The organism is Chitinophaga varians, from assembly GCF_014529945.1.
Taxonomy (GTDB): Bacteria; Bacteroidota; Bacteroidia; order Chitinophagales; family Chitinophagaceae; genus Chitinophaga; species Chitinophaga varians.
In genome coordinates, this window is record NZ_JACVFB010000007.1 from 499,929 (window position 1) to 524,386 (window position 24,458).

The following is a 24,458-nucleotide window of genomic DNA, read 5'->3' on the forward strand; positions in this document are numbered from 1 at the left end:
ATTTAAAATTACAGACTGATGTTAACGCCAAACACGATAGTGGCTGACAGCGGATAGAAGTCGGAGCTCTGTTGCCCGCCACCCTGGCCGTTATTCAGCTTGGCGGCAGTGGACACCTGGCCGGAAGGCGCTGTTTCCGGGTCCCAGCCATTCCATTTGGTGAACGTGCCCAGATTTCGGCCGCTCACATACATCATCAGGTTACCGATTTTAGAACGCTCCAGCATTTTTTTATCGAAGGTGTAACTCAGCGTTACGTCTTTGATACGGATAAAGGAAGGGTCCTGCGCGTATTTATATCCTCTGGGATTGGTATATACCAGCGACGGATTCGTATTGATTTTATTCTCCGATGTCCAGTAAGGGATTTCAGCAGGCAGGTTCACCGTGCCGCCCTGGTCGCGGTTGTCGAGGAAGCTGTTTGGACGCAGCAGTCCATGTACATCCTGAATAAAGATATTCAGTGATAAGTTTTTGTAGGTAAATGTGTTGGTGAGGCCGGCGATGTATTTAGGCAATTGTGTGCCCAGATAAGAGCGGTCGGCCGCATCAATTTTACCGTTGCCATCACGGTCCAGGAACTTGATGTAGCCTGGTTTTGCGCCCGGGTCTATTTTCATGTCTTCTCCTTCCTGCCAGATGCCCACCATGGTATAATCGTATATGCCTAACAGTGGTTTACCGATAAACAGGTTGTTGGTGATATCATCTTTGTTATCTCCATACAGTGATACCACTTTGTTTTTGTTGAAAGAGATATTGAAAGATGTTTGCCAGGTGAAATTATCCGATTGGACGTTACGGCTGTTGAGTAATATTTCGAGGCCTTTGTTGGCTGTTTTACCGATGTTATCGAACACGGAAGTATAACCGCTGATCGCTGGTATTTTCCGGCTGAGCAACAGATCGTAGGTGTTGGTGCTGTACGCCTCGATGGTACCGCTTAAGCGGTTGTTCCACAGGGCGAAGTCGATGCCTACGTTGAGGCCTTTGGTCGTTTCCCATTTGAGGTTGGGGTTACCGAGAACATCGGGCACGACGCCGATGGTCGTGATACCGTCGTAGATGTATTGGGCGGTGTTCAGCCTTGTCATTGTCTGATAGGCGCCGATGGCCTGGTTACCGGATTTACCGTAGGAAGCGCGCAGTTTCAGCTGCGAGATCACCGGTGCGGTGGCGGCCATAAACTTTTCGTTGTGTACATTCCAGCCTACCGCTACCGAGGGGAACACGCCGTATTTGTTATTCTGGCCGAAGCCGGAGAAACCGTCGCGGCGGATAGTGGCTGTCACCAGGTAACGGCTGTCGTAGGTATAGTTGGCGCGGAACATCTGCGACAGCAGGCTGCTGCCGGTATATTTTGATTCTGTTTTCTGTACCTGACCCGCGGTGAGGTTGTTAAAGTCGAGGTTATCGTTGATGAAGGAATTGGCTTTGAGCCTGGTGGAGAACAGTTCATCGCGCTGAGCACTGTACAGGGCGGTGAAGTCCAGACCGTGTTTATTGAAACTGGTCGCGTAGGTCAACAGGTTTTCTACGATCCATTGTTTGGTTTCTTCATTGTATACCTCCGCAGAACCCAGCTGGTCGCCGGCTTTGCGGCCGAAGTAATCGGCGGTGCGCGTTGGTCTGTAACCGTAGGACCCGTTCACGCGGTATTTGAGGCCTTTCACAAAACCGGGCGCCACTTCCGCATATCCGCTGGCCGACATGTTTTTGTTGCGGTTCAGGCCAGGGTTGTAGGTGTTCACCAGCGGGCTTTGGTACAGTGTCTGCGGCGCGATGGGGTATACTTCATAGTCCCCTTTCGCGTTGTACAGCGTACCGTAAGGGCTCAGGGAGTTGGCGTCGAAGAGGGTGGCTTTACCGCCGTCGCTGTTGTTGTTGACGAGGAACATGTTCAGCCCTGTTTTCAGCCAGGAGGTGATGTTCGCGTCTATATTAGCGCGGATGCTGCTACGGTTGAACTGGAACCCTTTAATGGTACCTTCCTGTTTGAGGTAGGTGCCGGACACGTAATATTTTACGTTGTCGGTGCCGCCGGAAAGGCTCACTTCATGGCTCTGGATGTAGCCCTGCTGGCCTATTTCTTTCTGCCAGTTCACTTCCGGTGCGCCGTTGGCGTAGTTGGTCTGTTCGGAGAGGTATGGCAGGTCGGGCGCCGTTGGACGGCCCGCCTGGATGTTGTACCAGTGGTTTTTGGTACGGTATTGTTCTCCGTTCATGTTCTTCATTACATTCGATTGAAATTCCGGACCGGCATAACCGTTATAGGAGATCACGGGTTTACCGGACTTCCCTCTTTTGGTGGTGATCATGATCACACCGTTGGCGCCGCGGGCGCCGTAGATAGCCGTAGCGGAAACATCTTTCAGTACATCGATGGAAGCGATATCATTCGGGTTGATGTCGTTATAGGTACCGCCGAAGGGCACACCGTCCAGTACGATCAGCGGTGCGTTGCTGGCGTTGATGGATTTCATGCCACGGAGATAGAATGCAGGGGAGCTGCCTGGTTTGCTGGTATTGTTGACGATATTGATACCGGCGGCAGAGCCCTGTACTGCCTGCAATACGTTGGTCACAGGCAGATTTTTAAGACGTTCGGTAGGTACGGAAGAAATAGAGCCGGTGACATCGCTTCTTTTTTTGGTGCCATATCCCACTACCACCACTTCATTCTGTTGTTCCACCGCCATTTTCATGGTGATGTTGAGCGTGGTACTGGCGGATACGGTTACTTCCTGGGGCACCATGCCCAGGTAGGTGAACTGCAATACTACGGGTCCTTCAGCGGGCACGCGCAGTGCGAAGCCGCCATCAGCGCCGGTAGAGGCGCCTTGTGCGGTACCTTTCACCCTTACCGAAACGCCGGGCAGGGGGCTACCGCTTACGTCGGTAACCCTGCCTTTGATGTCCAGCGGTGCGGCCGCTTCCAGGGTGATGGAAGCAGGAGCGGTATGGTTGGTTGTTTTAGGAGAAATAAAAATGGATTTGTTTTCGATCACATACTTCAGCGGCTGATCTCTCAGCACCAGATCGAGGAATTCGGTCACCGGCATGTTCTCCGCGGAGATGGTTACCGGGCGTGCTTTCTGTAGCACGTCCCTGCTGGCGACGATGGTATAACCGGATTGTTGCCGGATGATACCGAAAATTTTTTCCACCGGCACATTCCTGCCCGACCAGGTGATCAGCTGGGCATATCCGACGGCACTGGCTTGCAACATTACAGCGGTAAGGAAGAAAAAAGTCAGCTTCATGACTAACAGCATTTTGGTTGGCAACCCTTGACGGACACGGCTTCCTGTTGGCACAGGGGCATAGCACGCCTGGTTGCAAAGAGCAGTTTTTTGCATAACTTTGCAGTGGTTTGGCTTGTAAAAAATGGTGTTCTGGAACACTCAACGTTTTTGCATGACTGTAACCATCCAGCCGGAAGTGGGTCGAAGCACTTTCGGTTTTCTATTACAGGCAGACATCAGACTGATATTTGAAATTGTTGTTCACTGTTTTTTCCATAACGGCCCGCCAGCGGGCACGGTTACTGGTTGATTTAGATCTAGCTTTAGATTCGATTGTTTACTGTTTCCCAATGATCAATGTTCTGTTCTCTAACCGGAATGCTACTCCAGATTCCTTTAAAAAAGTTAATACACTTGAAAGATTTACATCACTGCCTATCTCCCCAACAAAAGTTATGTCGGGCGGCGTGGTGGTATAAGTTACTTCTATATCGTACCAGCGCGCTATCATCGCGATGACGGTCGTTAATTTTTTATCCTGGAAATTCAGCACGCCATTTTTCCATGCCATTACAGCAGCGGTATCAACGTGATGATGGAGTGCCACCGTGCCGGCTCCTTTGTCGAACAACAGTTGTTGGCCGGGCTTCAGTACACTGGGGTGTTCCGGCACGTTCACACGAACGGCCCCTTCCAGCAACGTGGTGCTGATACCCGGATCATCGGCGTAGGCACTGACATTGAAATGGGTGCCCAACACTGTCACGGACGTTTTATTACTCAGCGTCACCACAAAAGGTGTTTTCCCTTTCGTCACTTCAAAATAGGCTTCCCCGGTAAGTTCCACTTTCCTTTCCGTGCCGGTGAAGGCAGTGGGAAAAGTGAGGGCACTGGCGGCATTGAGCCATACCAGGGTACCATCGGGCAATTGCATTCTGAACTTACGTCCTCTCGGCGTATGCAGCGTATTGCTCTCGGGAGCACCGGTGCCGGACGGCTGATATTCCACCTGTCCGTTTTTTAAGATCACCTGTGTGCCCTGCGCACTGCTGATCAGGCCATCATCGCGGTTGTCCAGCACTACCTGCTGGCCATTGGCCAGCGTGAGCACGGCGCCATTCTTACCTGGCTGCACATCTGCCCCCACCACTACCGGTGTTGCCGGCGATGATGTCCGCGTAGGCAGCAGCCAGTAACTGCCGGCAGCCATGAGCAACAAAGCTGCGGCTGCAGCGGCCACCCAACGGCGCATGCGGCGTATCGGACGTACACGGACTGCGTTTCCGTGCTGCAAAATACTTTGCAGCACCGGCTCATATTCCGCCGGATCGTATTGCGGGTCTGCGTCGGTATGTGCATGCAGCTCGTTGAGCATAGCCACCCATTCCGCGTCGTCGGACTGTTTCCCCAGTTCGGCAAACAGCTCCTCCTCCTCCGCCGGTGTGGCGATGCCAGCGCCATATCGCTGCAACAAAAACCTGTAATACTCTTTTGCTTCCACTGTGGTCTCCCGCTTTTACGTAATCAGACGCTCAAAAATTCCAGGTGTACTACGTCGTCCGAAAAAAAATTAAAAAATTCTTAACATCACCCCTATCAGGAAGACAGGGAGACAGTCACCGGTGTGTTTTTCCAGATATTCCCGGATAAATTTCCGGGCGGTGACGAGCTGGTTTTTCACGGTATGTTCGGAGATAGCCAGTGCTTCGGCGATCTCCCGGCGGGACTTGCCCTCCTGCGTGTTCAGGATAAACACCTCACGGCGCGAAGCCGGCAGCTGGTCGATGGCGTTCCGTATGTGCAACTGCAATTCCTTTACCCGGAATCCGGCAGTCATATCTTCATGGTCTTCTATATCATCATGCGTAATGGCTTCTACCCGGAGTTTTTCACGGGCCATTTTTCTGAGGGCAGAGAGGGAATAATTAGAGGCGATGGTGTACATCCATCCGGCCGGATTGTCGATATCTTCCAGCGTATGCCGCAGCTGCCATACTTTCAGGAATACTTCCTGCAGCACCTCCAGCGCAGCTTCTTCAGAACGGAGTATTTTCCGCACAGATACGGACAGCACTGCATTATAACGATGATACAGTATTCGAAACGCTGCTTCATCCCCACCTGCAATCCGCGAAAAAAGTATCCTGTCCTCGTATATTTTCACAGTGCACAATATAAAACAATTTGGTTATTTGGATATTTTGATATTGGGTTTCGTTGGCATAGTTCCCTAAAAAAATAAGGCTACCTCTTTATAAGAGGCAGCCTTACATACGAAAGGTCAATATCAGAATAATTAAATACCAAAATGGTCAGGTCCACGCTGTTTCCACGCCCCTGGCACGGATATAATCCTGAAACTCCTGCAGCAATGGCGCTTGTTCCCTTACCTGGCGAGGTGTCACGTTTTTACTGCGGGCAAAAGCGATGAGGTTGCCCACCGCCTCGCCAATGCTCCATTCTGTCGGATGAACACGGTAACAGCCATTGGTGATGTGCGTAGTGCCTATGTTCTTATTGGCGGGCAACAGGTTCTCCATCCGTTGAGGCAACAAGGCGCCGAGCGGGATCTGATAAGGCAAAGAGCCAAAGTCAACGTAGTTGACGCCAGCACAACTGGGATGCAGGTCTATATGATAATACCCCACTCCTACGCTGTCGTGGAAAGTTGCCGCGGTCGGTTGCTGTGTCTGACCACTTTTTTGTGCGCGTTGTTCAGCGCCCACATGTTCTTCCAGCACGGTGAACACTGCTTTAATACGCCGTGCCTCCCGGATATAGGGATATTTGGCCATCCCGTCGGCGGTGCCCATGATGTCTTTACGCAAACGGATGCCGGGCCAGCCCTTACCGCCGTCAGGGCGGGGCGCTTCGGTTTGCAGCCAGTAGATCAGCGACAGATTGAGTTGTTTGGCCCGCTCCACATGATGATGGAATTGCTCCGGACTGGCGCCGATCAGATTGCCCAGCATATAATCATTCTGTGGCCAGTTGACGATGGTCACATCACCGCTGTACATCCCTTCTTCGAAGTTGCCTTTGTTGATAATACGGCGATAGTTCCACAGGTTCAGCGCATCGCCGGTGGCGATGCCTTCCGGATGGAAACCCAGCAATTTAGGTTTCAGCGTACGCGGATCTGAATAGTGCAGGTCCAGCTGCCTGCCCGACCAGGCAGGTGTGAGCTTCGGCACATGGTTCCGCCAGAACTCGTACTCTGCGGGCTTTTCGATGACGAAGTTGCCACCAGGCACATAGTCCAACGCAAAACAAACGGTGAAAGCCTGGTTGTTTTCCGGATTACCTTTTTCGGGGGCATGCAGTTCCCCCGTTTCCTGCCTGGATTCAGTACCGGTCACAAACTCGGTGCCGGTCAAGGGCAGCAGGTCCCCCATTTCGGTGGCATCCACAAAATAGCTGCCCTGTAAGACCATCTCCCGATGATGGCGCAGGTCCTCCGCGGCAAGCGACAATACCTTGTTGCCCGACACGTTCGCACGCACCACTTTGGTATCGATGAGCAACACCAGTTGGCCGTTGCTGATAAAAGGCGTCAGCATATCCAGCATCACGGCCAAGGCCACTTTAGGCTCATGACAGAGCCTGGACACGGAGCCGTCGCCCGGATTCAGGTGCGTCCGTTGCCGGGCATCGGCCGTGAGTGGATAGTTGCGGACATAGTATTCACGGATACGGTTTCTCAGTTCACGATAACGGGCAGGCGCTCCATGGGTTTCAATCCACGGGTGTTCGTCAGGCGGCACGCCCTGCTGGGTAAGCTGTCCGCCTATCCATTCCGTCTCTTCTGTCAGCACCACTGTTTGCTGGTTATGCAGCGCCGCCAGTGCTGCCGACACGCCCCCCAGTCCGCCACCGGCAATTATCACATCGGCGGTAATGGTTTCCGGCTTAGCCTTTCCTTTCCCTTTCGCCCTCGCCTGCTGTTTTTTCTCCTGCGCCAATCCCAGCGCAGGCTGTGCTATCACAGCGCCACTACTTAGCGCCAGCATCTCTAAAAAGTTCCTCCGTTTCATTATTTAGCTATTTTATCATTTACCCATTTACTGATTTGTATTGACGGATTTAATCATCATGTCCATCACAGTTACCAGCCTTCGTTCTGCGTCAATCCCGGATTGATATCCCTTTCTGCCTGTGGTACGGGCAACAACATCAGCTTCGGTGTCCAGAAGCGTGTTTCGCGGGTATAGCGCAAGTCCAGCTGGCCGGTGTAATCAGGGATACTGTTCAGGTCATGTGCGGCGGTCTTTTTGAAATTGGGTACCGGCGGCATGGCAGCAGGACTTTTAGCGATGCCCACTACCTTGCCCGGCATCACCAGGTCGGCAATACCCCAGCGACGGATATCCAGCCAGCGGAAGCCTTCCACGGCAAATTCCACGGTACGCTCCCGGCGTATCAGCTTACGCATTTCGTTCTGATCGGCCTCGATGGCGGCCGGTACCGGCGGTTGCCCCGCACGCTGTCTGACTTTATTGATAGCGGCGGTAACGGTGCCGTCCAGTTGCCCCAATTCTATTTTAGCTTCCGCATAGGTGAGCAACACTTCCGCATAACGCATCAGGATAAAGCTCACCTTGGCCAGGAACACATTTTCATCGGTCATGGTGTATTTGGTCCACAAATAACCTACACCACTTTTAGCCGGACCGAAAGCATTGTCGTAATCGGCATTCCCTTTCACCGACCAGCTGCCATCCGCGTTTTTAAACGCCGTAGATGATTTATAGATATCATACACAAACGTGGTGTTGTTCATGGTAAGGGTATCGCCGGGCATTGCCACCGTATATTTCAGGCGCAGGTCCCGGTTTTTGGAGGGCTGTTGCGGATCATATAAGGGAGACTCATCGATCCTTTTACCATCGGTACATTCAAACTGGTCCACCAGGCGCTGGTTGGGAAAGCGGCCTGACTGCCCCCCTGCGGCGCGGGAAGCATTACCCAGCGGCAGATAGGTGATAGACCCCGCCAGCGCATCGGTATACAGGACCTCCAGCATGATCTCATTGCCGGCATTCGGCTTCTGACCACTGCGGGTAAACAGGTCCTGGTAACGGGGATTCAGGGAAAGACCCGCTTTGTCGATCACTTGTTTGGCGGCATCGGCAGCAACAGCGTAGTCTTTGTTATACAGTGCGGTGCGGGCTTTCAGGCCCAGCGCCATGGATTTGCTGACCCGTCCTCTTACGCTGGGCATCCAGTCGAGCGACTGTGACGCAGCATCCAGCTCGTCGTAAATAAACTTCACCACCTCCTGTTTAGGCGCGCGTTTCTGATTATAAAATTCGTTGGGCTGTAAGGGTTTGGTGATCAGTGGCGCATCACCAAACATAGCGGTGAGATAAAAATAAGCCCACGCACGCAATACACGGGCTTCGGCCTCCATGCGGCCATAGGTAGCCGGGGCCACATTGGGCTTGGCTTTCACCATGCCGTCCAACATGGTATTGGCACGCTGAATAGTGGTATAGGCAAACGACCAGATGGCCGCCGGATGACTATTGTACGTATCAAAAGTACCTTCTCCCAATTCGTTGGCACGCAGAATGGCGAGGTCTGTCCAGCCATCGCTGCCCGACTGGTAGGGTACCAGCCCGAACTCCCATTTGATAGAACCATACACGGCTGTCAGGGATACATTGATCTCATTTTCGTTGTTCAGAAAAGTACCGGTGGCCGGTGCGCTGAGTGGCGCCCTGTCCAGGAATTTATTACATCCTGACATGCCCGCCAGGAAAAAGGTGCAACCGATGATGCTATAAAAAAGTTTTCTCATGGCTTAGAAATTTGCGTTAAGACCGATAGTGAACGTTCTCATGATCGGATAAAATTCTCCTGCTGTATTCGTTTGTTCCACATCAAAACCGGGGAAGAATTTATCCCAGGTCAGCAGGTTCTGACCACTGGCGTAGATCCTTACGGAGCGCAGTTTCGCTTTGCTGGTCACCGTTTTAGGCAACGTATAGCCGAGCACTACGTTCTTCAGTCGCAGGTAAGCGCCGGAACGCATCCAGAAAGAAGAAGTAACATAGTTGTTGGCGATACTGTTGGGCGTCAGCCTTGGATAGGCAGCGTCCGTGTTATCCGGTGACCATGCGTCTGTCTGGTGTTCGAAGATGGTGCCCTGGAAATTGGCGGAATAAAAAGGCTGCGCACCAGTGCCGGACATGTAGTTGTTCCGTTTGCCTACGCCCTGAAAAAAGATGTTCAGGTCAAATCCTTTGTACTGGCCGTTGAGCGACAGGCTGTATTCATAACGCGGAAACGAGTTGCCCAATACTACACGGTCGTAGGCGTTGATTTTACCATCCGGTTTACCATCAGGGCCGCTCACATCGGCATAACGGATATCTCCCGGTTTGGTGTTCGCAAAATGGAATGGAGCTTTGTCGATTTCATCCTGTGACTGGAAGAAACCCTGCGCCTGATAACCATAATAGGAATTCAGCGGATTGCCTTCACGCATGATGAGGGCGCCATTGATATATTCTTTACCGCCCAGACTCACTACTTCATTTTTTACATCAGACACATTGGCCTGTACGGAATAGGTAAATTCCCCTGCGCGGTCTTTCCAGCCGATACCCAGTTCCCAGCCGGTATTGCGCATAGAGCCGATATTCACGAAAGGCGCGCCCAGCCCAACGTAGGTAGGTACGCCATCGAGTTGCAACATATCCGTGATGTTACGTTTAAAGTAATCGGCTGTTACAGTCAGATGATCATGGAGCGCGGTGAAGTCGATACCGGCGTCCAGTATTTTGGAAGTCTCCCAGCGGATAAAGGGGTTGGCGGCGGTGGTCAGGCCATATCCTCCGTTCACCACATTGTTGAAGTAATAGTCGAAAGAGCCGCCGGTGCTATACATGGCGTAGGTAGGATAATAATTCGCCACGCCGTTCACCACGAGGTCCTGGTTACCGAGCGAACCATAAGAACCCCTGATCTTGGCGCTGTTGATCACGTGGCTGATGGATTTCCAGAAGTTCTCTTCAGAGATACGCCAGCCGGCAGATACGGAGGGGAACAGTTTCCACCAGTTTTCTTTGCGGAAGCGGGACGATGCATCGAAGCGGCCGTTGAGCTCCAGCAGGTATTTCTCTTTGTAGTTGTAGTTAATTCTGGAATAGGCAGATGCCATTGCATATTCACTCTGCGCACCTGACATGGTTTGTCCCAATGGATCTGCCGCATCCAGATATGGCAGTGAAGGAGAGATAAGGTTTTGACGTTGTGTATTCACGTAGCTGGTTTTAAACAGCTCGGTGGTGAAGCCGCCTAAGACGGTGAAGCCGTGTTGCCCCATGTTCCAGTTGTAGCTTGCCTGAGAGCGGAACACGTTGCGGGTGGTTTGTGCATTGTTGTCGATCAGGGAATTGTTGGCCGGCCAGTTGCGGGCAAACAGCAATTTATTGTTGGCGATATCGGGTGTATAAATTTTGTACTGATTGGTCAGCTGCCGCGCGTGCCCGTTGGCAGTGTTGGAGCTATAGCTGGCCAACAGTTCCATGCCTTTGATGGGTTTGTAGGTCAGCGTACCGGTAAGGATACGTGAATCGGTGACACGTTTGTCCCAGCCTCCGTCTTTCGCTTGTGCGGCAGGGTTCATGTTGGACCATCCTTCGCCCCATTCGCCGGTGTTGAATTGTCCGGGCGCAATGGCCGGCAGGCCTATCATGGCGCGGATGATGCCTTGTGGTGATGACTGGCCGGGCCAGTTGCGTTCTGTTCTGTTCACCACCACATCTGCAGCAGCAGAGAGTTTGCTGGTGATGGCGATGTCTGTATTAAAGCGCAGATCGAGGCGTTTGAAATTGGTATTGGCGGTCAGGCCGTTCTGGTCCAGGTATCCGCCGGAGCCGAACACTTTGATTTTTTCGCTGCCGGCAGACAGGCTCAGGTTGTGGTTGTGCATGATGCCGTTGTTCACCAGTATCAGGTCTTTCCAGTCGGTATTGAAGCGGGCGAAATTATCCGGCCCCAGTTTTTCATAGTCCGCGATCTGTTGTGTGAAAGCGGGTGGCAGCCCGGCGTTCACCTGGGCGATGTCCCACAGTTTCATATGGTCCAGCCCATTTACTTTTTTAGGCAGATGGGTCGGTGATTGTTTGGCCACATAGCCGTTATAACTTAAGCTCACGCCGTTGATACCGCGTTTGGTGGTGATGAGGATAACGCCGTTGGCCGCGCGGGAACCGTAGATGGCCGCTGCTGCCGCGTCTTTGAGCACGGAGATGCTGGCGATGTTATTAGGGTCGATGGCATCGAGGCTCATTTCGATGTTGTCGATCAGCACCAGCGGGTTCTGGCCCGCGTTGATGGAGCCGATGCCGCGGATGCGGATGGTGCCGCCATCGCCGCCGGGCACGCCGGACTGCTGGGTGACGGTCACCCCGGGGGCCGCGCCCTGTAAAGCCAGAGAGGCCGAGGCCACCGAGCGGGTGTTCATCGTTTTACCGTCGATGACGGAAACAGCGCCGGTGAGGTTCACTTTTTTCTGGGTACCATAACCTACTACCACTACTTCCCCCATTTGTTTGTTGGCCGGTTCCAGGTAGATGTTGACCGCCCGCTGGCTGTTGGCTTCCCATTCCTGTGTCTTATACCCTACGAAAGAAAAAACGAGTGTAGCCGTTTCCGTTGTACCGGCAAACTGGAAGTCACCGTTGGCGTTGGTAGTACCTCCTTTGGTGGTGCCTTTCATGACCACGTTCACACCGATGAGCGGCGTACCGTCTTTATCTTTCACGCTGCCTTTGAACAGATAGCTTTTCTGCCCGAAGGCGTACGGCTGTTGCAGGATGACGAGGAGCAGGAGCAGGAAGCTGCTCAGTCGCCAGTGACGGGTAAATTTTCCCATACAAAACGAATTTTGATTGATAAAAAGCTTGATTTAATGAATGGTTGACATAGCCGGCCCACATGCAGCCGGTGACGGTGATTACAGGTGTTAGTGATCGTTTAGTGTTCGCGCATATTGTTGATAGCTGTTGTTATGGTGATGGCCGGCATACGCAGTAAGGCATCGCCGCCAGCCGCTGTTGACCGGTAGTGTTAGTTTCATCAGAACGTGTATAGAATTTTGGTTGCGTTTATAAAATACAGGGCCGCAAAATGCCTACTTTATAATAAATGCCATGGCGAGAACTAAAATAGTAATTCTTTTAATTAATTACTGCATAATTAATTAATTTTTTTAAAAACAATATCAAAACGTATACTGGAAGGGGTTTTAAATTTATCGAGTAAATACAAAAGGATATAAAAAAGTATAGGAAGACAGGTGGATACCGCCAGCCACCCTGGCAAACAAAACACACGGACGTGCTTAGATCTTTTCCTAAAACACCCTACTCGTGGTTCAGCAACCGCTTTAAGGCCGCGGGGTAAGTATCTCCGCTGTCGGTGCCCGCGCCGTCCATAAACGCGCCGTAGGTAATACTATCACCGAAACAGAGCACACGGTGATGCCGGCGCAGCAAGCGATGCGCCTTCAGAAAAGTATACAATTGCGCAGCCATAAACCGGTAACCGGCGGCCGTGGGATGGACGCCATCTTCCCGGCCCATATTGGCCGCATTGACAATCATGGAAGCGGCCGTTCTGCCCGGTTCACCACGACTGACAAAAATTTTATGCAGATCGAGGCAGTACACCCGCTCAGCAGCAGCGATTTCCTGCACCAGGGCGCAGGCACTGTCTATTCTGCGATTAGGGTCCGCATCATACCGTCCACGCTGGTGGCGCTGAAAGAGATATCCGGTATCTACCGGCAGGGAAGTCATCAGCACCACCGTGGCGCCGCTTTCCCGGATACGCTGCACCAACTGCCGGTATTGCAACGCATATTGTGCATACGGCACCAGTTTCTGAGAATTGACCATATCATTGGTGCCGGCCATCAGCACCACCAGCTCCGGCTTCAGGGCCACGACATCTTTCTCCACCCTCGTTAGCAGATCGGAAGTGCTGTTACCACCAATTCCTTTGTTGATCACGGTATACGGACGTGACGTACAGGCTATACAAGCCATCAGACAGCATAAAAGCCAATAACGCATTTCAATTACGAATTACCAATTACGAATTACGAATTTGGACAGGACCGGATAAAGATATAGCTCCACATTCGTAATTGGTAATTCGTAATTCGTAATTGATTTGGTATTTTTATGGTTCAATTATTCAGCGGCTATAGGGATGAGTGATCAGCATAACAATTACACAGAGGGTGCATTTATACAGCAACTGGCGGCAGGAGACCAACAGGTATTCCGGCAGTTGTTTGACTGGCATTATAAAGCCCTGTGTTATTTTGCCGGTTCCATCATCTCCCATACCCACGCGGCGGAAGACCTGGTACAGGAAGCTTTTTCCAAACTCTGGGACAAGCGGGGCGATTTTCAAAGCACCGCCAGTATCAAAGCATTTCTGTTTATCTCCACCCGTAATGCCTGCCTGAATTACCTGAAGCAACAAAACCGGCTGTCCGAACGGGAACAGGAATTCCTGTACCATCAGGATGAACAAACGGCTCCCCTGCCGGCCGGCTTCGATCCGCTGCTGGCAGAAACAGAGCTGCTGCAACACCTGTACGCCGCCATTGAACAACTACCCACGCAATGCAAGCGGGTATTTAAAATGGGGTACCTGGAAGGTCGCAAAAACGAAGAGATCGCCACCGCGCTCAATATCTCCTACAATACGGTACGGACCCAGAAACTGCGTGCTATTAAGCTATTACGCAGCAGCGTGCTGAAAAAACAAGTGCTGCCTTTGTTGCCGCTTTATCTCACGCTGTTGCGATACTATGACTATAACGGATAAAACCTATGTTCGAAAACGTTAATCCCATTACACTCACGCTGGAAGATGCCATCCGGCAAGGACTGACAGCCGGTCTTTCCTACGATTTTGAATTTCTGTCCGAAGATGTTCCCGGACTGAAAGTGCTGGTTTTTGAGGAAGATGTACATACCGGTCAGCTATTGGACCTGTATGATATCTATGTAGAACAGGACATCGCCGGCATGATTTTCCGGGGCAACCTGCAGGTAGACAACTCCATCATCGATTATGAACCGGACACCTACGCCTGCTTTCTGTGGGTGGCGGGCAACCTCACCTGCCGCAACCTCATTGCCGGCTGCGTTCCCATCTACGTCAATGGCAACGTCACCGTGCAACAAACTTTCATCGGATATTACAACCACGGCGAAGTGACCATCGCCGGCGACCTGCACGCCCACCTGTGGATAGAAGACGATCATCAGACCATCGTGCACGGTCAGGTACAGGCAGTTACCTTTGGGCCGGACGAGCAGATCACCACGCCGGATTACACGAACTGGCATGATGTATTGTTGCCGGAAATGGCCGCTCAACTGTTGAAGGACGGCTACCTCTTTGCCGGCAATGCTGATCTGATACGGCTTATCCGGGATGGACAACCCGTTTTCAAACAGGACCTTACACGGACCAGTATTTCTTCAGATGACTTTTACCAGCTGTTGCGCAATGACTTATTTGCTCCGGACCTCTTCTTCCTGACGGTCGTGCAACAGGCGTGGACACTGCGTTTCTCCCAATATGGCCCCAGGCCGGAAGACTGGAAACTGGACACCCTCTATATCAGCAATGAAAAAGAAGGGCGTGCTTTTTTTATTTCCACCGCGCCGGGCAAGCCGCTGTCTTTTCATCAGCAGGTCGCCGAAAACGAGTATGAGGCCATCACCGATCTCACCTCAGAAACAGGGCAACAGTTATTCCGCTACTTCAACAAAGCCCGTTCTGTTGTCAGCGCCAAAACCGCCTGGAACAAGTATTACCAAAGAGATATAGACAAAGAGCAATTGTGGCAGTTGGTCTGGCTGTTTAATCCTGCTGACAACACCGATGATTTCGCTCCCACAGCTACTGCTATCTTCCAACGGGTGGTGCTGGCAGCTGAATATCCTTACACGTATATCCATAGCCGTTACCCCGAAGACAGTGCGCTTCGCGGGCTGGATGAAGCGCCCGGCGCCGCACTGCCGGTTTCCCTGCTGGACGGGCTGTTGGAACACGGCCTCCTTGCGGAGCTCTCCTACCGTGAACCTATATCAGCGGAGATACATAAACTGAATGAAATAGGTCAGCTCTACCGGAATACCAACTTTAAGACGCCGCCACCTTATGATGAAGCACCGGTGAGCGAAGCGTACCTGCATTTTGTAAATGCGGAATTACAGCCGCATGGCGCCATGATCGTACGGGTAAACGCCGGCATGGGGAACTACCTGTTGGCCTGTATGCCGGTGGCCAGCATCCCGCAACTGCAACAATGGGCCGATGCGCTGGACGTAACCGTGGAGTTCTAGACACTTACGCTCAAACAGTTACCCATCAACTTTAAAAAAATTTCAAAATTTTTGCTTTTTCTTTTCATCGAAGTTAACAAGTTGTTGTTTCTATAGTAAAACATCAACTTTGGGAGTACCTGACAGCCAACAACCAACCACATTTTTACAACGGGTCGCCTACCTGATCAGCCGGCACCAGCAAGATCAGCTCACCACCGGTGAAGCCGAAGAACTGCGTGCGTGGCTGGATGCCACACCAGAGAACCGTCGTTTTATGGAACAATGGAACGACACCCGTTTGTTGGCCGACAAACTACAACGGTATTCCCAACCCGATGTTAACACCGCCTGGGAAGCCTTCCGGGCCAAACACCTGACCGATGCCAACTTAGAACGTGCACCACGCAAAACCTTCCGGCTGACCTGGCGCCACTGGAGCACCGCCGCAGCGGTGGTTTTGCTGGCCGGCACCGCCTGGTACGTCCAGCGCTCCCGCCCTGCCGCCCCTATTGCCCAACAGCAGGAACAGGCCCCTGTACTGCCAGGCACCAGCAAAGCTGTGCTCACCCTGGCCGACGGCTCCACCATACAGCTGGACAGCGCCGGACAGCAGGTAATTGCACAGGGCGCCGCCAGCATCCGGCAACAGAACGGGCAACTCCGTTACGACGTACAAAATCCGGACGCAGCACCTGCACTGAATACACTGACTACTCCCCGTGGCGGCCAGTTCAGGGTAATACTCCCCGATGGCACCGCCGTATGGCTCAACGCCGCCTCTTCCATCACCTACCCCACCGCCTTCCGCGAAGGCAACAGACAGGTAAGCATCACCGGTGAAGCTTATCTGGAAGTAACATCAAAAGCCAACCATCCCTTTCAGGTCAGGCTCAACGACCAGACCACTGTAGACGTACTGGGCACGAGCTTCTGCATCAGCGCCTATGCCAACGAAAATACCATCAGCACCACCCTGGTGAGCGGCGCGGTAAAAGTCAACACCGGCAGCACTTCCCGCACCCTCGCTCCCGGCCAGCAGGCACAGATCTCCAATGGCAGCATACGGGTAAGCCCAACAGACACCGCCGCCGCCATCGCCTGGAAAAACGGGGAGTTCTATTTTAACAATGCTGATATACCCGCCATCATGCGGCAACTGGAAAGATGGTACGACGTACATGCGGTATACGAGGGCCACATCCCTGCCCGCACCTTCCAGGGCGAAATACAACGCAACCTGCCACTGGAAGACATACTGGAAGGCCTGCAATCAACAGGCATCCGTTTTCATATGAAAGGAAGAAACATTATTGTACAACCATAAATTGTCATGATTCACAACGAGCGAAACCAGCCATCTATCACGTATATGCGCCACCACTAACACAGGAACGGCTGTCTTGCCCATAAAAAAACCGGAGGTGATTGGACCCACCCCCGGCGAATGTCAGGACGAAGACAGCCATTATTAAGCTTGACGACTTAAATACTGATTATTTACATCCAAACAATGCAAATCTATGCAATTGAATCTTTATGCAAAGACTCTTTCTATACCGGGGTCTTTACCAACCAAAATTGCACTAACAATGAGATTAACAGTGATGTTACTGATTGCGGCCACACTAAAGGTTTCTGCCGGCGCTTCTGCGCAGACAGTGTCGCTTTCTGCGCGCAACATCTCCATGGAAAATGTGTTTACGGCTGTTAAAAAACAGACCGGCTACCTGTTCTTTTATGACCGGGCACTCCTGCGCAGCACCCGGCCGGTAAGTATTCAGGCGCAACAACAGCCGCTGCAGGACTTCCTGGCGGACGTGTTTAAAGGCCAGCCACTGGATTACACGATCAAGGACAAGACCGTTTTCATCAAACGGCGCGAGCTGCCTGTGAGCACACCGGTAGCACAGGAGCCCGTGACCGGCACCGTAAAAGACGCGGCCGGCGTATCATTGCCGGGCGTAACGGTGAAGGTAAAAGGTACCAGCACCGGCACCATCACGGACGCAGAAGGCAAATTCAGCATCAAAGCCAATGCAGGCGACGTGCTGGTGGTCACCTATGTAGGCTTTGAACCGAAAGAAATCACCGTTGGCAGCAACACCGCCATCCCGGTGGTATTGCAAACCGCCGTGAACGCATTGAACGAGACCGTAGTCATCGCCTATGGCACCACCAGCAAAAGATTCAATACCGGCTCTGTCAGCAGCGTTAAAACCGGTGACATCGCCTCCAATCCCGTAATGGACCCGCTGTCTGCCCTGCAGGCCAGCGTACCGGGTCTACTGGTCACTTCCAGCAATGGGCTGCCCGGCTCCGCTTTCAACGTAAGCATCAGAGGCCAGAATTCCGTATTACAAGCCAACCAGCCGCTGTTCATCATCGATGGCGTGCCTTTCATCACAGACCCCCTCAATGAGTTCACCTCCGCCAACGGCAATCAAAGCCCCATGGCATCCATTAACCCGGCCGACATAGAAAGGATCGATGTATTGAAAGATGCAGACGCCACCTCCATCTACGGCTCCAGAGGCGCTAATGGCGTGGTGCTCATTACTACCAAACGCGGGAAAGCCGGTAAAACAAAGACGGAGTTCAATGTTTATACCGGCGCCAGCAAGGTAGTGAACATGGTAGACATGCTCTCCACCCCGCAATATGTGCAGATGCGCAAAGAAGCGTTTAAAAACGATAACAAAACCTACGATACCGAGACAGCCCCTGACCTGACGCTCTGGGACCAGCAGAAAACCACCGACTGGCAAAAACTGATGATCGGCAATACCGGTCACGTGACAGAAGCACAAGGCAGCGTGTCCGGTGGCAACACCCAAACGCAGTTCAGACTGGGCGGCACTTTTCGTAAAGAAACAACCGTGATGCCCAACAATCTCGGTTTCACCAAAGGTGCGGGCAGCTTCAGCATTGACCATAGTAATAAAGATGGCCGTTTTCATATCGGCGCTGTCGCTAACTATTCCACACTTAGGGATAACTCCATCGCCGCCAGCCTGGCTGGTTTTACCGACATGGCTCCTAACTATCCCATCTATGATTCTACCGGTAACTACTACTGGACACCCAACAGCCTCAACCCCATGGCTTTCCTGCTCCGTAGCTCCGATACCCGCACCAATAACCTGGTGGCACAAACGGATATTCGCTACACCCTGTTTCCCGGCCTCAACCTGAAAGCCAATGTAGGCTATACCCGCAGCGATATGCAACAAACGCAGCTGGTACCCCTGAAAAGCAATAACCCCAATACCACCACGACCAGTATGGCCAACTATGGCAATACACAAGCCAACACCTACATCATTGAACCACAGATCGACTATACCACCCATGTCGGCAAAGGCGACCTGCAGGTACTGGTAGGCGGCAGCTGGCAGGAAGCCCTCCGCAAAGGCAACTGGGTGGTGGGCGAAGGTTATTCCAGCGATGCCATGCTGGAAAACATGAATGCCGCCGCTAAGCTCACCTCCAAATCCAATACGTATGCCCTTTACCGTTATAATGCGGTATTCGGTAAAGTGAATTATAACTGGGACGAAAAATACCTGATCAACGCTACGTTCCGTCGCGATGGCTCCACCCGCTTCGGGCCGGGCAACCGCTTCGGCAACTTCGGAGCCGTAGGCGCCGCCTGGATTTTCAGCAAAGAATCCTTCATGCCCAAAAACTCCGTGCTGAGCTTCGGTAAACTGCGCGCCAGCATCGGTACTTCCGGTAATGATAACATCGGTGATTATAAATACCTCGACAGCTGGACGTCTACCTCCTTCCCTTATGACGGTGTACCCGGGCTCACGCCTTCGAGACTGGCCAACCCCGCCTACCGCTGGGAGTTAAGCCACAAGAAAGAAGCAGCCCTGGAACTGGGCTTCTTCAACGACCGGCTGCTGATCAATACCAACTATTACCACAACATTTCCGATAACCAGTTGCTGGACTATAAACTGTCTCCCCAGACAGGCTTCCCTTCTGTAACACGTAATTTCCCGGCCAAAGTGCTCAACAGCGGATGGGAATTTGAAATCAACACCATCAATATCGACCGGAAAGATTTCACCTGGCGCACGTCCTTCAACATGTCTATCAACAAAAATGAACTAAAGGAATTCCCCAACATTGAATCTTCTTCCTATAAAGACCTGATGGTGGTTGGTCAACCACTGACTATTCTGAAAGGATTCCAGTTTGCCGGCATCGACCCGCAAACCGGTATGGCCCTTTTCCAGAGCGCCAAAGGCGGCACCACCACTACTCCGTCGGAGCCGGACGACTTTGTGATCCTGGGCAACAAGCTCCCGAAATTCTATGGTGGCCTGCAAAATAGTTTTTCCTATAAAGGCGTCAGTCTACAGTTCCTCTTCCAGTTCGTGAAACAGGAAGGTACCTCTTTCAATTACGGCTACGGCATTCCATATCTCGGCTCCGGTACCAATCAGAGCCTGTATGCGCTTGACCGGTGGACCGCTGCCGGAGACAACGCCGGCGTACCTAAAGCCACGGTGGGTTCCGGCGCTGCCAACTTCCGCAGCTTCGCCATCTCTAACGCACAATGGGGTGATGCTTCCTTTATCCGGTTGAAAAACCTCTCCCTGCGCTACGATCTTTCCAAATATGTACAGCGGTGGAAACTGGCCGGCGCCAGCGTTTATGGCCTCGCACAGAACCTGTTCACCATCACCGGATATGAAGGATATGATCCTGAAACACAAGGCAGGATGATGCCTCCGCTGAAAACATATACCATAGGATTACAATTGTCACTCTGATAAAATATACTGACATGAAACGCATTTATATATATATCATTTTACTGGCCATCAGCACCACGGTGGCTTGTAACAAGTATGTAGACACGCCGCTGCCGAAAAACGAACTGGTGTCCGATCTGGTGTTCACCGATGATAAAACTGCTACCGCAGCGGTGACAGGCCTGTACACCGATATGAACGGCTTCAATTATCAGTTTGCCAATGTGCTGCTCAGCTTTTTGTCGGCCATGCAGGCCGATGAAATGTATTATTTCTCTGCGTTCGAGAACTACGACGTATTCCGGGAAAACAGGCTGGTACCCAGCAGCCAGTACGTAAAGAGCATGTTTGCCGACCAGTATGGCTTTATTTATCATACCAATGCCTGTCTGGAAGGATTACAGAAAGCTACCGGCCTTTCTCCCAATGTTAAAAACCAGTTGTTGGGCGAATCTTATTTCATGCGTTCCTTCTTCTATTTTTACCTGGTCAATATGTATGGTGATGTACCGCTGATTACCACCACCAACTACGAAGAGAACGGCCTCAAACCACGCGCCAGCCGGTCTGCCGTCTATGATAACATCATCAAAGACCTGAACGATGCCGTATCCCTGATGGGCGAAGACTATCCGACCGGCACCCGGGTTCGTCCCAACAAATCTGCCGCCAACGCGCTGCTGGCGCGGGTTTACCTTTACAACCAACAATGGGCGCAGGCAGAAGCTACCGCCGGAAAAGTGATCGCTAATAATAAATATTCCCTGCTGACAGACCTGAACAAGGTGTTCCTCGCCAACAGCGGCGAAGCTATTTTCCAGCTGCAACCGGTGAACGTGGCAGGCGGCCGCAATACCTGGGAGGGTTTTACCGCCGCTCCCGCCAATGCCACCGCTACCGCCGTTTTCCGGCTGGACACGTTGAATTTTATCCGCCGCTTTGAGCCTAACGATCTGCGGCTGACCAACTGGACCGGTTTCCGTAAAACGTCTACCGGGGCGACTTACTATTTTCCGTTTAAATATAAAATCAGAGTGGGCACACTGGGTGTGTTAACAGAGTATTCCATGGTGATGCGCCTGGCCGAGCAATACCTCATCCGCGCCGAGGCCCGCATCCAGCAAGGGAAACTGGACGAAGGCCGTGCTGATCTCGATGCCATCCGTGTTCGTGCAGGCCTTCCCGTATTATCCACTACGCTCAGCAAAGAGGAGCTGCTGAAAGCCGTAGCCAAAGAAAGACACCTGGAGCTGTTCACCGAATGGGGCCACCGCTGGTTTGACCTGAAACGGACCAAACAATCCGCCGCCGTGCTGCAGCCCATCAAACGCGCCAACTGGCAGGATACGGATACCCTGTATCCTATCCCGGTAGACGCCACCAGCACCAATCCCAACCTCACCCAAAATCCGGGATACTAATGAAGCGTACTTTTTCATTTGCCATATTGTTCCTGCTGCTGCTGACCGGCGTTGCTCCCAACGCCCGGTCACAGCAACGGGTAACCATCGCGCCGCAATATCCGCAGCGCGGCGATCTTGTCACGGTGACCTACGATCCACAGTCACCGGCTGCTGTTATCCCTGACAGCGTATCCGGTATCACACTGGTATTCTCCTACTCTAATTTTTATGATGTAGCCAACAGAATACCTATGTACCGACAGGGCCACAAGTGGACGACCTCCTTCCGCCTGGCAGGTTTTGCCACCTATGCTACCTTTTACCTGGAAAGCGGTGAGCTCATCGACAAGCCCGCAGCAGACAGCCACTACGCAGTATCCGTATACGCCGGCCATCAGCCGGTGGAAAACGGACTGTTGTACAAAGCCTATAGTCTGTCTGCACAACGGGGCAAGTCGCCCGGGCTCGCCGCAGAACAGGCCTCCCTGTACCAACAGGAGCTGGACCTGCACCCGGGTAACTATGAAGCGAAAGTACGCCTGCTGCAATACAACATGCAGCACGCCCCTGATGCCAAAGCCCGGGAAACCTTCCGCCAGCAGGCCCTTCAGGTGATCGCACAGAAATTCAACAGCGCCCCCTCCAATGCGGGCAATCTCAACAAAGTGACCATGGGCTACCTCATCATCGGTGAGAACACCCGCGTAGACTCCATCCGGCAGGTGGTGATGAAACGTTTTCCCGGCAGCGAGGCCGGCATAGAACAACTGGCCACCAATATCCGCAAGGAGAAAGATACCGCCACCCGGATACAACTGCTGGAACAGGCCCTGCAAAAAGAAACACCGCAAAACGTGAACGCCTACACGGGCATGCATGAACAGCTGTTCCAGCTATATGCCGCGCAACGCAACACCTTAAAAACGTTGTACCATGCCCGTAAGGTAGCCAGCCAGCGCCGCAATCCCTGGACTGCCGAGACTCTGAAAGACCTGGCCACTACCCTGCAAACCCATCAGCTGGCGCCCGATACCGCCCGTTACTATGCCAGGCTGGCCCTGTCGCAGGCCGACAGCTTCCCGGCCGGTATTATCCGGTATTTCCCGGAAACAGGCTACATCTACCCGTTTGTAAGTGACAGCACCCGCAAGGCCGTTACCCGCAAAGCTCAGGGCAATCTTCTCTCCCTGCTGGGCTTGATAGACCTCCAACAGGCACGCCTGCACGAAGCGACGCAGCAGGTGGACAGTGCCGTCGCGCTCTCTCCGGACAATGAGACGCTTCACAACGCAACCCTCTTCTACACCCAAACCGGGAACACGGCCAAACTAACATCACTGCAACAGCTGCAGAAGAAAATACTGCTCGACAAAGTACGCCGCCAGCTCATCAGCCGGCCCGCCCCTTCGCTGCAATCATTTGTGGACATGAAAGGTCAACCGGTATCGCCCGCCGTCCTGAAAGATAAAATTATACTGATTGATTTCTGGGCCACCTGGTGCGGCCCCTGCATGCAGGAAATGCCTTACCTGCAACAATTGTATGAGGCTTATCAAAACAATCCCAAAGTGGTTTTTATGGTAGTCAACAGCGGCGCGCGCAACACGCTCGCAGATGCACAGGGATGGTCCGGGCATAAAAAGTATACCTTCCCGGTATATTACAATACCGATCCCGACGTAGGAGAGAAATTCCGTTTCAATATTATTCCGGCTACTTACATCATAGACCCGAAAGGCAATATCCGTTTCAGCAACATCGGTTTTGAAGGCCCGGAGATAGCCGCCAAACTAAAGCTCCAGCTGGAACTGGTGGAATCAGCCACCCGCTGATTCCAATATACCGGCAATCGCTTTGATCAAGCCATTGTCTGTTACCCCATTCATTTTCCAGCCGCTTTTCATTCTGCGAATGATACCTTTGCTTTCATCATTCAGGTAGATGTCCCACTCCACACAAGTCCCGTCCTTACAGGTTTCCATCACCGGGACCGCTTCCCCCTCATAGTCGGTGTCCTTATAGGAGAATTCCAGCGGTACCGACGCCGCTTTTAGTTGGGTGATCATATCTTCCAGAAAACTGATCATGCGTTTACGCTGGTTGGAGAAAGATGTGCTCCAGGTGTTTTTGGAGGCACGTTTATGGGCTAACTTGAACTTAAAGCCCGACATTTTTGTCGTATAGTCGTCAGCGTTGATTTTATCTACCTGCTGATTGGCGAGGATATACCAGTGATAGCCGGTACCGACAGGTACGCCGGACCCTTCGGGGGCATGGCCGGCACGGCGTTTAATGACATCGTAGGAGATCTCCCATAAATCGGGCGTTATCTTGGTTTCGCGCCACACCCCGGCATCATAATTCCATTTGTGGCTCCGGCCTATTTTCATGCCGGTATATTGTTTTCCTTCAAACTGTTTCCATGCATTATAACTGCCGGCAACAGGTACTTTCTTTTTCGTTGCAGCCTTTTTCGGTGTTGTCTTTTTCTTTGCCGCAATGGGTTTGACGGCCTTTTTACGGGAAGGCGCGGTAACCGCTCTGGTTGCTGCCATCGTACTGTGTTTAGTAAGAACGGCATCAACAATCAATCCAATTAAAAATTACGAATGACGAATGACGAATTGAGGACCCGCTTTGGGAAAGGTTATTAAGTAACCGATCTATTGGTGAGCCCTC

At 52.3% G+C, this 24,458-nt stretch carries 14 protein-coding genes; 6 read left to right on the forward strand and 8 right to left on the reverse strand.

Translation table 11 applies throughout. The annotated features are described in order from the left end of the window. Nucleotides 1-8 precede the first annotated feature (8 nt). The 7 genes from ICL55_RS30770 to ICL55_RS30800 all read right to left on the reverse strand — a co-directional run bounded on the left by ICL55_RS30770 (nucleotide 9) and on the right by ICL55_RS30800 (nucleotide 13,330). Nucleotides 9-3,263 (reverse strand): TonB-dependent receptor, encoded by a 3,255-nt coding sequence (locus tag ICL55_RS30770; protein WP_188104984.1) that lies wholly within the window; start codon nucleotides 3,261-3,263, stop codon nucleotides 9-11. A gap of 319 nt (nucleotides 3,264-3,582) precedes the next feature. Next, nucleotides 3,583-4,746 carry a FecR domain-containing protein gene (locus ICL55_RS35320; RefSeq protein ID WP_188104986.1) on the reverse strand — a complete coding sequence of 388 codons (1,164 nt, stop codon included), beginning with the start codon at nucleotides 4,744-4,746 and terminating at the stop codon, nucleotides 3,583-3,585. Nucleotides 4,747-4,815: 69 nt separating this feature from the next. After that, a complete protein-coding gene (locus ICL55_RS30780; RefSeq protein ID WP_188104988.1) occupies nucleotides 4,816-5,409 on the reverse strand; it encodes an RNA polymerase sigma-70 factor in 594 nt (197 codons plus the stop codon). Between the two features lie 148 nt (nucleotides 5,410-5,557). Beyond that, nucleotides 5,558-7,279: an FAD-dependent oxidoreductase gene (locus ICL55_RS30785; protein WP_188104990.1), complete on the reverse strand. Its 1,722-nt coding sequence runs from the start codon at nucleotides 7,277-7,279 to the stop codon at nucleotides 5,558-5,560. A 71-nt stretch (nucleotides 7,280-7,350) separates the two neighbouring features. Continuing rightward, on the reverse strand, nucleotides 7,351-9,045 hold the full coding sequence (locus ICL55_RS30790) for a RagB/SusD family nutrient uptake outer membrane protein (protein ID WP_188104992.1): 1,695 nt from the start codon (nucleotides 9,043-9,045) through the stop codon (nucleotides 7,351-7,353). 3 nt (nucleotides 9,046-9,048) lie between these two features. Then, nucleotides 9,049-12,129 (reverse strand): SusC/RagA family TonB-linked outer membrane protein, encoded by a 3,081-nt coding sequence (locus ICL55_RS30795; protein ID WP_188104994.1) that lies wholly within the window; start codon nucleotides 12,127-12,129, stop codon nucleotides 9,049-9,051. 490 nt (nucleotides 12,130-12,619) lie between these two features. Next, a complete protein-coding gene (locus ICL55_RS30800; RefSeq protein WP_188104996.1) occupies nucleotides 12,620-13,330 on the reverse strand; it encodes an SGNH/GDSL hydrolase family protein in 711 nt (236 codons plus the stop codon). Nucleotides 13,331-13,469: 139 nt separating this feature from the next. Between ICL55_RS30800 and ICL55_RS30805 the strand changes: the two genes are divergently transcribed. The 6 genes from ICL55_RS30805 (at nucleotide 13,470) to ICL55_RS30830 (ending at nucleotide 23,611) form a co-directional block, all read left to right on the forward strand. Next, complete coding sequence (locus tag ICL55_RS30805; RefSeq protein WP_188104998.1) at nucleotides 13,470-14,096, forward strand: RNA polymerase sigma factor; 627 nt, start codon at nucleotides 13,470-13,472, stop codon at nucleotides 14,094-14,096. Between the two features lie 5 nt (nucleotides 14,097-14,101). Next, complete coding sequence (locus tag ICL55_RS30810; RefSeq protein ID WP_188105002.1) at nucleotides 14,102-15,628, forward strand: DUF6630 family protein; 1,527 nt, start codon at nucleotides 14,102-14,104, stop codon at nucleotides 15,626-15,628. Nucleotides 15,629-15,737: 109 nt separating this feature from the next. Beyond that, nucleotides 15,738-16,934 carry a FecR family protein gene (locus ICL55_RS30815; RefSeq protein ID WP_188105004.1) on the forward strand — a complete coding sequence of 399 codons (1,197 nt, stop codon included), beginning with the start codon at nucleotides 15,738-15,740 and terminating at the stop codon, nucleotides 16,932-16,934. A gap of 265 nt (nucleotides 16,935-17,199) precedes the next feature. Continuing rightward, entirely contained in the window at nucleotides 17,200-20,394 is a 3,195-nt protein-coding gene (locus ICL55_RS30820) for a TonB-dependent receptor (protein ID WP_188105007.1), read from the forward strand. Between the two features lie 14 nt (nucleotides 20,395-20,408). Continuing rightward, complete coding sequence (locus ICL55_RS30825; RefSeq protein ID WP_188105010.1) at nucleotides 20,409-21,797, forward strand: RagB/SusD family nutrient uptake outer membrane protein; 1,389 nt, start codon at nucleotides 20,409-20,411, stop codon at nucleotides 21,795-21,797. Next, complete coding sequence (locus tag ICL55_RS30830) at nucleotides 21,797-23,611, forward strand: TlpA disulfide reductase family protein (protein WP_188105012.1); 1,815 nt, start codon at nucleotides 21,797-21,799, stop codon at nucleotides 23,609-23,611. The genes ICL55_RS30825 and ICL55_RS30830 overlap by 1 nt, the downstream gene beginning before the upstream one ends. Here ICL55_RS30830 and ICL55_RS30835 read toward each other — a convergent pair. Beyond that, nucleotides 23,597-24,334 (reverse strand): hypothetical protein, encoded by a 738-nt coding sequence (locus tag ICL55_RS30835; protein ID WP_223151645.1) that lies wholly within the window; start codon nucleotides 24,332-24,334, stop codon nucleotides 23,597-23,599. The genes ICL55_RS30830 and ICL55_RS30835 overlap by 15 nt on opposite strands. Between the last annotated feature and the right edge of the window lie 124 nt (nucleotides 24,335-24,458).

Coding starts and splice junctions, on each gene's coding strand:
- ICL55_RS30770 (WP_188104984.1), bottom strand. CDS start 3,263: ATGAAGCTGACTTTTTTCTTCCTTACCGCTGTAATGTTGCAAGCCAGT.
- ICL55_RS30785 (WP_188104990.1), bottom strand. CDS start 7,279: ATGAAACGGAGGAACTTTTTAGAGATGCTGGCGCTAAGTAGTGGCGCT.
- ICL55_RS30790 (WP_188104992.1), bottom strand. CDS start 9,045: ATGAGAAAACTTTTTTATAGCATCATCGGTTGCACCTTTTTCCTGGCG.
- ICL55_RS30795 (WP_188104994.1), bottom strand. CDS start 12,129: ATGGGAAAATTTACCCGTCACTGGCGACTGAGCAGCTTCCTGCTCCTG.
- ICL55_RS30800 (WP_188104996.1), bottom strand. CDS start 13,330: ATGCGTTATTGGCTTTTATGCTGTCTGATGGCTTGTATAGCCTGTACG.
- ICL55_RS30805 (WP_188104998.1), top strand. CDS start 13,470: ATGAGTGATCAGCATAACAATTACACAGAGGGTGCATTTATACAGCAA.
- ICL55_RS30810 (WP_188105002.1), top strand. CDS start 14,102: ATGTTCGAAAACGTTAATCCCATTACACTCACGCTGGAAGATGCCATC.
- ICL55_RS30820 (WP_188105007.1), top strand. CDS start 17,200: ATGAGATTAACAGTGATGTTACTGATTGCGGCCACACTAAAGGTTTCT.
- ICL55_RS30825 (WP_188105010.1), top strand. CDS start 20,409: ATGAAACGCATTTATATATATATCATTTTACTGGCCATCAGCACCACG.
- ICL55_RS30830 (WP_188105012.1), top strand. CDS start 21,797: ATGAAGCGTACTTTTTCATTTGCCATATTGTTCCTGCTGCTGCTGACC.
- ICL55_RS30835 (WP_223151645.1), bottom strand. CDS start 24,334: ATGGCAGCAACCAGAGCGGTTACCGCGCCTTCCCGTAAAAAGGCCGTC.